This is a genomic window from Dehalobacter sp., assembly GCA_023667845.1.
Taxonomy (GTDB): Bacteria; Bacillota; Desulfitobacteriia; order Desulfitobacteriales; family Syntrophobotulaceae; genus Dehalobacter.
Genome location: JAMPIU010000065.1, coordinates 1 through 11081, shown reverse-complemented (window position 1 = coordinate 11081; position 11081 = coordinate 1). Strand labels below are relative to the sequence as shown.

Annotated in this window: 14 protein-coding genes and 1 pseudogene; all 15 read right to left on the bottom strand. The window is 41.2% G+C overall.

Translation table 11 applies throughout. The features are described from left to right. Positions 1–3: 3 nt before the first annotated feature. Positions 4–393 carry a GPW/gp25 family protein gene (locus tag NC238_05195; protein ID MCM1565334.1) on the bottom strand — a complete coding sequence of 130 codons (390 nt, stop codon included), beginning with the start codon at positions 391–393 and terminating at the stop codon, positions 4–6. 59 nt (positions 394–452) lie between these two features. After that, positions 453–656 (bottom strand): PAAR domain-containing protein, encoded by a 204-nt coding sequence (locus NC238_05190; protein MCM1565333.1) that lies wholly within the window; start codon positions 654–656, stop codon positions 453–455. Between the two features lie 7 nt (positions 657–663). After that, positions 664–746 (bottom strand): annotated as a pseudogene (locus NC238_05185) (hypothetical protein). An 8-nt stretch (positions 747–754) separates the two neighbouring features. Then, positions 755–1408, bottom strand: a complete 654-nt coding sequence (locus NC238_05180; GenBank protein MCM1565332.1) for a phage baseplate assembly protein V — start codon at positions 1406–1408, stop codon at positions 755–757. Continuing rightward, entirely contained in the window at positions 1408–2487 is a 1080-nt protein-coding gene (locus NC238_05175) for a hypothetical protein (protein MCM1565331.1), read from the bottom strand. Before NC238_05175 ends, NC238_05180 begins: the two co-directional genes overlap by 1 nt. 3 nt (positions 2488–2490) lie before the next feature. Beyond that, positions 2491–3138: a LysM peptidoglycan-binding domain-containing protein gene (locus NC238_05170; GenBank protein ID MCM1565330.1), complete on the bottom strand. Its 648-nt coding sequence runs from the start codon at positions 3136–3138 to the stop codon at positions 2491–2493. Between the two features lie 54 nt (positions 3139–3192). Continuing rightward, positions 3193–4125: a hypothetical protein gene (locus NC238_05165; protein MCM1565329.1), complete on the bottom strand. Its 933-nt coding sequence runs from the start codon at positions 4123–4125 to the stop codon at positions 3193–3195. A 2-nt stretch (positions 4126–4127) separates the two neighbouring features. Further along, positions 4128–4565, bottom strand: a complete 438-nt coding sequence (locus NC238_05160) for a phage tail protein (GenBank protein ID MCM1565328.1) — start codon at positions 4563–4565, stop codon at positions 4128–4130. A gap of 351 nt (positions 4566–4916) precedes the next feature. Beyond that, entirely contained in the window at positions 4917–5282 is a 366-nt protein-coding gene (locus NC238_05155; GenBank protein MCM1565327.1) for a phage tail assembly protein, read from the bottom strand. A 42-nt stretch (positions 5283–5324) separates the two neighbouring features. Further along, positions 5325–5759, bottom strand: coding sequence for a phage tail protein (locus tag NC238_05150; GenBank protein MCM1565326.1), 435 nt, complete (start codon positions 5757–5759; stop codon positions 5325–5327). Positions 5760–5821: 62 nt separating this feature from the next. Continuing rightward, the gene (locus NC238_05145) at positions 5822–7420 is read right to left on the bottom strand and encodes a phage tail sheath subtilisin-like domain-containing protein (GenBank protein MCM1565325.1); all 1599 of its coding nucleotides are present in this window, start codon (positions 7418–7420) and stop codon (positions 5822–5824) included. Positions 7421–8202: 782 nt separating this feature from the next. Then, positions 8203–8622 (bottom strand): hypothetical protein, encoded by a 420-nt coding sequence (locus NC238_05140; protein ID MCM1565324.1) that lies wholly within the window; start codon positions 8620–8622, stop codon positions 8203–8205. A 274-nt stretch (positions 8623–8896) separates the two neighbouring features. Continuing rightward, positions 8897–9715 (bottom strand): hypothetical protein, encoded by an 819-nt coding sequence (locus NC238_05135; protein MCM1565323.1) that lies wholly within the window; start codon positions 9713–9715, stop codon positions 8897–8899. Position 9716: 1 nt separating this feature from the next. Continuing rightward, positions 9717–10322, bottom strand: a complete 606-nt coding sequence (locus NC238_05130; protein MCM1565322.1) for a DUF4255 domain-containing protein — start codon at positions 10320–10322, stop codon at positions 9717–9719. Between the two features lie 100 nt (positions 10323–10422). Continuing rightward, entirely contained in the window at positions 10423–11040 is a 618-nt protein-coding gene (locus NC238_05125) for an ATP-binding protein (GenBank protein ID MCM1565321.1), read from the bottom strand. Positions 11041–11081: the final 41 nt, after the last annotated feature.

The window sequence follows — 11081 nt, the reverse complement described above, 5'->3', positions numbered from 1 at the left end:
AGGTTACACCCCCTCTTTTAAATAAAACGGATACACCAGATTAAAACTGGTGTTTGTGGTTCTGATCCTGTAATCAATGTTTATCAAAAGCCTTCCATCGTTTGCAAGGTCAGGTAGCGCCTTAACCTCGATTAATTCAATACGAGGCTCCCATCTGGTTAGAGCCTCAATTACGGCGTTTTCTATGAGGCTAAGGCTGAGAGTATCCATTGTGGAAAAAACATATTCATGGATCCCGCACCCAAAATCAGGCCGCATAATGCGTTCTCCCGGTGAAGTACCCAGGATTATGAAAATAGCCTCTTTTATGTCCGCCTCGTAGCTGGAAATGTCCACCTTTCCAAGATAGTTTATGTTAAAGGGAAATTTCCATCCTTTACCAAGAAAATCCATACTAATATCAAATCCCCCCCCAAAATCCGTATTCCGTTTCGGGTTTTATCCTATAGGTTTTATCCTATAAGCACTGTAGGACACCCAACTGCAATAGTATTTGGCGGTCCCGCCTCGATAACCGCATCTCCCTGACGTGCAGCTGGCATGTTATTGATCAGAACAGTTGTACTGCCTGGCACAACCACTCCTCCTGCATGCGGTGCAGGGCCTGAGGAGAGCGGACACGCATGGAAGTCAGCTGTCCCCCTCCAAGCTGGCATTCCTCCTATCAATACATTCGGGCTTCCGGGACCAGGCCCAAGAGGAGTCCCATGTGATGTAGTATCTCCAACTCTTGCAGCAGGTGGCATTATTTTCCTCAATTTATTTTTACAGGCAGGCCCTGAATCGTAAGAAGAGCATTGGACTTCAGGCTGAGAGAGCTGGTTCCCTCGATCTCAATTATATTGGCCTTAATAGTAAGCTGCATAGAACATTCCATTACAATCGAATTCTTTACGGAATCGATCGTGATCCTGTTATTTCCAGTTTTGTCAGCAATTTCTATTTTTTCCTGACCTGAAGAATCATCAAGGACAATCATGTGCCCTCCTTTTGTTTTAATTTCAATTTTTTCCTGCTGGGGGGTATCGTCAAACGTGAGCTCGTGCCCGCTCCTTGACTTTATCTTGCGAATATTATTTTTTCCGCTGCTGTTATTTTCGGGAGGGAGATCCTGAGAATTCCATAAGGCTCCGATTATATACGGATGGTTTACGTCTCCCTGTTCAAATGCTACAAGGACTTCATCGTTAACTTCTGGATAAAATACCATGCCTCTTCCATTGCCAGCCATCGGACTCGAGACTCTTGCCCAGTGACTCTCATCACTCTCTCCTCTCCAGGGCAGGTTTACTTTTACTCTGCCACGTTTTTCAGGGTCCTGGTTATTGGTTACGATGCCAATTGCGACCCCTTGTATATTTTTAGCCTCACCTTCGTTACCCTCCCCGAAAAGTTCGCCTAAATTCATCAAAGACACCTCCGGACTTCAAGGGTAGTTTTGTACCCGTTATCCCCGAGCACATGCTTTGATTTCATAATATAATACACTCCACTGAAGCGTTCCCCTACTTTTGTGATATTCACGGTAATACCGGGTCTCAAATTCGGATTTCCAACACATTCGAGAGTTCCGGTAATGAATCCTATATTTCGCTTTTTTAACTCTGAGAGGGCAATTGCTTTTGCTTCCTCCCTCGACCTGACGACTCGCCCTTCAATTTTCACACTTATTTGGGTTCCCTGAGATTCTTCTACAATATCAGCAAATCCCTGAATCCCGATGCTGCTTTTTATTTCATTGAGTTCCGCAGTCTCTGAAATGGTTTCCTTATTTTTTTCGTTCCAGGCTGTTACTCTTACCTCATTTACTACGTTTGCAGCACTCATTCTCGGGCTGAAGCTTAGGACATTTTTATAATATTCAAAATCCATACTTCCTTTTCGTTCATCGGCTGGTTTCCGGAAATAGAGGGTTCGGTTCCTTATGAAAAATTCAAACCCTGTATCTTCTGCCAGTCTCTTCAGGAAAGCATAATCCATTTCATTTACTTTTCTCTCAATTCTCCTGGAGGGACCTATCCCCGGATCTTCCACTCCTGAGGGATCCAGTTTGTTTTTTTCGGCAATTCCCCTGGCCACGTCCGAATATGTTACTTCATTGAGATTAACTTCCGAATGTGTTTTTTTAAGATCATGGGAAAGGTCATACCCTTCAACAGTAAGCGTTGGAGGGCCTCCTGAAAAAAAGCTTGGAGACAGTGCCCGAATTCTGCCCGTTATTCGGCTTTCCCTTCGAGGGAAAGAATACCCAAAAGAGATTACAAGCATGGTTCCGGGAGAGACGCTTTTGGCGTCCAGCCACTTGAATTTCTGGGTCTTCAGGTCAAGAGTCTCATAAAAAGAAATGCGAAACATCCCCGGGTTTTCCAGGTCTTCATCTATTTCTATTCCAGTGATTTCATTTTTTGGAATAGCTTCGCCGCTGTCTGCCCAGAATACGGTAAAAGCAGGGGCGTAGATTTCAGCGGATGAAATAGGCTCTGCCATATTTTATTCCACCGGAGGTATAATCAATTCTGTACCGGACTTGAGCAGCCCCGGATGTTCGATATTATTTGCCCGCGCAATAGGCCTCCAGAGCCCTGGATCTCCGTATTCCCTGTGAGCTATTAGCCACAGGCTATCTCCCTGTTTTACAGTATAAACATGAGTTTTATCAGGAGACTGGAGGCTTCTTTCACGACTGTTGAGTTCCACCTTGAATTCCTTGAGAGTAATGTTAAGTTTTGCCCGAACAGGGACGCCGTCCGAGTTGAACATAGTGAACCGTTTGGTTACCTTCTCAAGCACGCAGTAAAAAGGCTCTTTTGAGTCCAGACCCCATATAAAGCGGAGCACAGGAGGAGCATGTAGCTCCGGATCAATGTTCATAAGCCTTGCAAGCTGATCGGTATATTTTCGGACGTCAACCCCACCCTCTTCATAAGTATCGTAAAATACTTCGAGGCTAATACTTCCGGAATTTCCCTTTGTGTATTGCAGGTAAGGGGCTTCAAGCCCAGGAACTGAAACCTCCAAAAAACTATTACTTTTATCAATTGAATATTCTGGAGGAAAATAAAGGATCTCAATTTGCTTTGGTTGCCCTTTTCCCCCCCGGAAAATTTCAATAAAACCTTTTTTTGGTTTTTGCTTCATTTTATCCCCCAGTTTACAGAGATCTTCTCCTATATTTTCACTTCATTCTCAGATTTATAGGAGTCCTCTTCTTTCTTTCTCGATTTTCATATCCCTCACAATCTGCTGTATAACCTGTTCGGAAATTCGGTTTATTTCGAGCTTCTTCAATTCTTCCTCCATTTTAGAGTAAATTGAGGAATAATTGGCCTTAGAGGCTTCTTCCGCTTGAGACAGTTCCTCTTTGACCACTTCCATTTCCCTTTCTAACTCTTGCCTGAGACCTGAGGTCGAGTTAAAAACTAGCTCTTTTTTAGGAACCTGATGGTAAGCTTCTTTTCCAGAGAATCTAGCCAAAACGGGCCCTGAATCGAAAACAGAATCTGAAGGAGCAATAAGGTGAGAATTCAGGTTAACTGTCAACCCGACAAAAGATTTGAGATTTAAGGCAGAAATGCTCCAAAAAACAGCATTTCCGTCAGAGAAAATCTTTCCAGAAACTCCATTTCCCGGATAAACCTGATTTAGAGGTATTTGGCTTCTCCTAGCTGGAAGAAATACAGAATTTCTTATTACAGGTGTAGTTGAACTGCGCAGGAAATTCTTCCCCATTAAAGTATAGATTACCGTTTGAATACTATGTACCACTTTCCGAATAGTAATATCTTTTTCTTTAATCATGTCCTGGATTTGTGGTACTTTTTCATGTACATCATGTGCCCCTTTTTCCTTCTGGACAGCGAACTGCAAAAGCTGGTTCTTGGCTTTCACCCTTGTTTTCGGGAACATCGGAGGAATAATATATCTGGGGAAGTGAAAGTGAATCGGAAAAAAAAGTTTATTTTTCCAGACAAAACCCTCCCTTGAATCTTTTCTGAAGAGTAGCAAAGGGAAATTAAAGAATTTTTTTTTCCCTTGAGAGTTTTTTTCTATAATTCTTGAATGGAAATAACGGTTTGAAACAATAATATTTGACCTGCCTGTTCCCGAAATTCCCCATTTATTCATCCTTACCCCTTCCATATACCCCGATGGGCAAGTTCAACAGTCTCAAAGGCTACTGTGCTGCTGTCTGCCTTCAGATCGGGCCCAGCCCATCTAACAGGATAAGCCCCGGAAAATTCCCATCGCCACCTGTCATTCCCTTCCGAATCCATCAGGACTATGGCTCCATCTTTCCTTTCAAATCTTCCATTAATAACGTCCTGATGCCATTGCCACAACTGATCGAGATCGGTTATACCTCGTTTGAGAACCAGGTTATTGAATTTAGTCCTTTTTGGAAGGATATGCACGAAATTATTTACCCCGCCTTCTTCATAAGTTTCGGTGTCAGTCTGTGACTGAAGACCGGTTACTTCAGACATTTGGGCAATAGTAATCCCTTCTATTTCTACCCGGAAGCGGTAAGACATAAAGGGATCTAATTTCCCTGCCGTACCTGTCATTATTATATCTCCCCTCCATAAACCCCTGCGTATAACCTTTTATAAGTCCCTGCATAAAACTACAAAACTGCCTATTCTTCTTGTTTCAGTAAGTGGGAATACCCCCTTCTGGACTCCTAATAAAACAGATTGGGGTAGTTCACCGCCATTTTCCTTACTTCACCTTCCATTATTCGACCTCGAGGATACTTCTTTCGCGGTCCTTACTCAGGCGCTGGTTAATCTTTGAGATTTCTTCACACCAGCGCTGGCGATCCCTATGTTCAAGATTCATGATCTCTTGATAGGGCCAGTGAAAATGATAGGCAATAAAGGCTACCTCCTCATACAATCTGTCAAGGGGGTAGCCGATTATTCCCCCTGTTCAAGCTCCTCCAAATCGAATTTATGTCCGCACTTCGGGCAGACTGCCTGGATTTCGTTTGTATCGTTTTCATTGATCCTTGAATACAAATCCTGCAGGTACGCTAGGTCCGAGGCAAAAAGGTTCTCTATTACGGCCGGATTGATGCTTTCAAGGGACCCGAGTTTTGTAATAACCCTTGAAAGCAGGATTATGGTCAGATATGCAGGATTAGATTTGACCCTCGGGTCCTTCAGGGGATGGATCTCATCCGCAGCTGTTGCCAATCTCATGATACCTTTATTATGGAGGTTCCCATCGATATCCACATAGCCTTTAGGCAGGGTAAAATCAAATTCTGTTTGAAATCCCAGAAAAATTCCCCCTCAAATTTCGCTAAAAAGATGTTAGCACTTTCAAGAAACCCTCTTGAAGCCCTCGTGGACAATTTCCATAGTCTCTATGCCTACATCATTCCCTTTGGCATTGAAGTCCATAGGGTCGTATTTGCTTGGCCATGCCCTCTCAATGTTCCAGCGAGCTTTATCAGCTCCTGCTTCATCAATCAGAATAATTGACATATTTTTCCGCGCCCTTTCAGCGCCTGTATCGATTACCTGCTGTCTCCAGTTATAGAGATCCATTGAGTCCGTAATGCCCCACTTGAGAGTTATGTTTCCGAATTTTGTGAGACCTGACAATTTTCGAAATCTTGGTGGCTCATCTCCCTCCCTGTATTCAGCCACGTCGGTTGTTGTGTCTGCAAAGGTACATTCACTGAAGCCTGCCTGAGTAATTCCGTCAATCTCTACCTTGAACCTGAACTGTCTATAAGGGTCTGCTCTTACCATATCTTATCCCCCTTCTTTCATGATAATTTTAAATTAGTTCTCATTTCAATTTCTGCCTGCAATTATTCAGTTGCTGCAGATCCCCCAGCCCACTGGGCTATCTTGAAGATCACAAACTCTGCAGGTTTTACAGGAGCAATCCCGATAATGCATATCAGCCTTCCATTGTCAATATCATCCTGAGTCATGGTAGTCCGATCGCATTTAACAAAAAAAGCTTCTTCAGGCTTTGTCCCCATAAGTGCCCCATCTCGCCAGACTCCGGTAAGGAACTGGGTTATTGTCGCAGTAACCCGTGCCCAGAGTTTTTCATTATTCGGTTCAAAAACAACCCATTGCGTCCCTTCTTCAATGGATTCTTCAATATAAATAAAAAGGCGACGAACATTAATGTACTTCCACAGGGGATCGATTATTGCTGTTCTTGCCCCCCATAACAGAATACCTCTTCCCGGGAAATTACGGATAACGTTTATCCCTTTCGGGTTAAGGATCTCTTGTTCTCCTTTAGTAATTAAAAATTTGAGATCTATCGCACCTTTGACATATTCGTTAGCCGGAGCCTTATGGACTCCCCTTTCATTATCACTTCGTGCATAAATACCGGCAATATGTCCCCCGGGTGGAATTTCTTTTAGCTGTTGAGTTAGGGGATCATATACCTTAATCCAGGGATAGTAAATCGCCCCATACTTAGATTGTCTGCCCAAAACGGACTGAATAGTTATGCTTGAGATATTGGATTCTTTTTGTCCAGCATCGAAAATTGCAAACCTGTCTTTCAAGGTTTCACATTGCGTAAGGATATTTCCCGCAGCTGTCTGAAATCCTGTCTTATCAAGCCAGTGCAGGTCCGGTGCATATATAATTGAGATTTCATCTATGTCTTCGAAAGCTCTAAGTCCGGTCCTTTCTCCAGGTGCTGCATCCCCTAGAAAACCATCTGAAATTGGGGCAGGAACAGGACCTGGTGGAGAAGTCGCTGCATCAAGACCCCCATCTAATGTCTTGAATAAAACGTTACCTTCCTCAGTATTTGGAGGGCGCCCCGAACCGCTCAATACCACAAGGTTTGAAACGTTTTTTAATGGATCGCCCATTTTCCTTAAATAATGATCTGGAGACTTTTTGTCCTCGGAAAGATCATCAAAAGACTCTATGTATATTGAGCTTTCAAAAAGTTCTCTTAGCTTCCTTTCCGGATCAATATCAGGTTTATTAAAGTTCTCTGGAAATTTATTTTCTTGCCAGTATACCAATGTTAACTTAAAAGATTTCGTGTCATCCGGATTACTGGAAGAATTTTCAATCCTGACTCCCACCCTATTTCCCCACGATCCCTCTCCAACAGCCTTAAAAGTTAATTCATCTTCTGTTAGGCTCGCGGAATTAGCTCCCACCCGGGTAACACGTCCTATATAGCAGCGTTTGCCTCCATTCTCGAAAAAACCCTGTACAGCATAGGCAAGATAGGAATCCTGTATATAACTTCCATATACCCGCGCGAACTTCTCAAAGCTATCAATCAATATTGGCGGTTTTGTAGGCCCGCGTTCGGTCAGACCGAGGAAACCCACTGTGCTGGTACTCACTCCTTCAATCGGTCTGGCACCCAATTCAAACTCTTCAATATATACGCCTGGAGCCAAATATTCTGGCATTATAGTCCCTCCTCTTCTCCTTTCGTTTTATTTCTGCTATTTTATTTATTTTCATTAAAAATCTCTTGATTAAATATATCTGGTTACATAAAATACCTTGATTACATTCTTCTTTCAGTTATCCAATCCTTCTATTTATTACCAAGTTCAAATTTAGCACTTATCATGGTTTTTTTGTTGAAATCTTAATTTTTTACCCTCATTAGGTGATTCCAAGCAAATATAAGTCATTTTGAAATCGCTCTGCCTTTTCGACTTACAATTTAATATTTAGCATGAAAGCACGGAACAAAACTGGCCCCCCATGCTCTTTTTTGATTTCTGCCCCTACACGTCTAAGCCTTCGGTGACAATTCACTGATTAGTTTAGGTACGGTTTTGAAAAACCAAAATTAGGACAACATTACTGCCCAAGTAATGGCGATATTGATAGTCAAAAAGGTAGTGTAGAGTACTTTCATTTATTTTTGCCTGTTATTCAAAGAATATCATGTGCGTTTGGGTATTAAGTTCTTCATTCCAAAATACATGTAAAAAAGTTCATTTGTCGACCCAGTATCTTGCTAGAACTTCGTTTCTTGCCATCTTCTTATTCCCTGAATCTTATTTTCGCTGACCACCGCACAATGTAGTGTCTGTTCTTCTATTGAGAAAATTATGCTGGACAGCAAAGATCATTGTAGTATCGTATGGACGCCGCTTGGCACCTCCCGAATATATACTTCTGGATAGCTGTTTACATGTTAATAACTTTCAGGAGTGTTGTATTTCCAGTGGGTTGCTTAAAAATTGTCAAGCCCTACAAGAATTTGTATCTTAACGCTGTCCGGCGCTTTACTTTCCCCTGAAGGTTTTGCGTACGAAAATAGAAGCTTTTTGGGTTTTTTATCGAGCATAGTTACTGAGCTCTTGCCAATAAGAAGATGAGGCTGGTCAAGTTTGAAATCCTTTTGTGTGACATCTTCCACTTTCTCATTTACTTTATAGGATAAATCCTCCCCGTACCAGCTAGAAACGATAGCCAGCAAAACTACTTCTTCTTCAGTATCACTTGGCCAGAGATCGACCTCTTTGTCACTATCTCCATCGTTTATATCCACGTTTATTTTTTCATAAGCATCCACTTCTATTTCCCGAAACAAATTTATGCTTGGTCCGTTCCTTATGACTATATTTGCTGTTAATGTTATCTTTTCGTTCATCCGTGTACCTCCATATACATCATTATTTTGACTTAATCGAATACTATATTGAATTTTAAATCACGCACAGTAACTGTTCGTTTTTGAAAAAGCAGTTAATTTAAATTGATTTTGACGTAAAAAATATTTAAGCATCAACTGAAAAAAATATAATTGCAGTTAACTGTTAAAAACCAGTTAAACCAGTTGACTGAAATTTGTCAATAAATTGAATAAAGATGGCTAATGTTATTTTTTAAGTTGAATAGTTACAACACGATGAAGAAACCGGCTCTTAATCAAATACAATTTTTAAGTACTTCATCTTCCCTTCCTCCAGATTTTGAGTAAAGGTCTTAGTATTTCCGTTTTTTTCAATATCGATCTGTATAGGGTTATTTTCAATACTGCTAAAATAAAGTACAAATTCCCCATTTTTATCTGATTCAGTTTTTATATCCTGGCTATTTACCTCTACACTTGCCTTTGTTACTGGATTTCCGCCTGAGTCTTTAATTAATCCTCTGACAAGTGTCGCATTATTGGGAAAAGGATAAGAAGGTAGGGGTTTAAGACGAATTGGAACAACAGGATTCTGAAGAGCAAGAATGGTGCTATCTGTAGCGCTGAAGTCATGTTCGAGTCCATCTGCCCATGAAATTGTTTCAGTGCTGTCATCAATGGCTATGATATTCTCTTGTTCTACTTCACCACTGATATTACTGAATTCGACGATGTCATCCTTCTGTAATCCTGAAACATCTTTAAGTTTAATGCTGGTCGCCCCTTGTGTCGGCCCAGTAGTATCAAACTCCAGGAGCACATCCAGTATTTTTATCTTCGACGTATCAATTGGTATTTCTTTAAAATAATACAGATCCGAAAAGATATCAACAACGTATTCACCTTTTGCAAGGTCAGTAAAAATATAATATCCAGTCAGATTTTTACTGGCTTCAACATCTGTTTTTGTTATTACCACCCTGATATTGCCCATAGCCTGTTCTCGTGTAAAATCGTCAACAAGCCAGACTGCAAAAGATAGGTCAATAGTTCGGACATCTCCAGGATATACAGTATAATTATTCTGTATATAAGGTTCAGTAAAAACCATTTCACTTATCTCCTTTTTCAGATACTACATGTGCGTAGTTTGCTTCTTTGGATATTACTCTTTGAACATCCATTTCTCTCTCTGAATCAATCCTTACGGGAGTAACCACGTAGCAAACAGAAGGTCTAAAGGGTTTATTCGGAAACGTGGTCCAGATATGGGTCAGGTCTTCAAAGCCCAGAGAAGTTATCGTTATATGCAGTTCCTCGTTCTCATTCAGATTTCCCTTCAAAACTGACCCTTTCAATACAGAGTTATCATAGAGAATACTCATGGCCCTCCCAAGTACTCTGTGCTCATCCAATGACCTGGCAGTTTTATCCTCTCCAGAAGATACATGAGATGTTAACATATAATATAATTCAAGAGTTAATGGTGGAAATGTTAAAGTTTTTGGATCTCTGACTTGCATTTCTTGGTTTCTCAGATGAGAGTTTTCAATGACCTGATATAGAAAAAGGGATATCCGTATATCGTCATTGGAATCTATTTCTCCTGGAGAAAATAACACTATTGATTCCCTTGCAACCCCAAATTCCTCCATTTTGTCCCTTAAGAACTCAATCAACGTCTCTCCAACATCAGCTATTGCTTTGTAATCAGACAATGATATTATCCCCTAAATTTCTTGATCCCAGAAGACAGAAATGCCCATTGAGAAAATCTATATTTTAGAACTAAACGGTAAATACGACCCGCGTCCGTGTTCATTTCAAAAACTTAGAATACTCTGCAAAATCAGCACCAGTAAAGAGTTTTCCAATTTTCTGATATTCTCGTTTTGTAGCTCTGATTATATGTTCCATCCCAACTTTACCTGAATCACCCGCAGCCAGAAAGGAGGCTGAAAGAGCTATGTTTTTGATATTTCCTCCAGTGAGCTTGAATTTTGAAAGAAAGGAAAAGTTTACTTCATCCTCAAGCGGAGTTTCAGCGGGGAAGGTGTGTTTCCAGATCAATTCTCTGGATTTTTCGTCAGGAAGCGGGAATTCAACCGTAAAATGTAGCCTGCGAAGAAATGCATCGTCCATGTTTTTCCGAAAATTGCTTGCAAGTACTACTGTTCCCTCATGTTCCTCCATTTTCTGGAGCAAATAAGCAGTCTCGATATTTGCATAACGGTCATGGGCATCTTTTACTTCGGACCTCTTGCCAAAAAGAGCGTCGGCTTCGTCAAAGAAGAGGATTGCATTGCTCATTTCAGCTTCTTTAAATATTTTATTTAAATTCTTCTCAGTTTCCCCTATGTATTTGCTGACAATACTTGAGAGGTCAATTTTATAAAGATCCAGCTGAATTTCCCGCGCAAGAATTTCTGCTGCCATGGTTTTCCCTGTTCCCGATGGGCCAGAAAACAGCACATTCA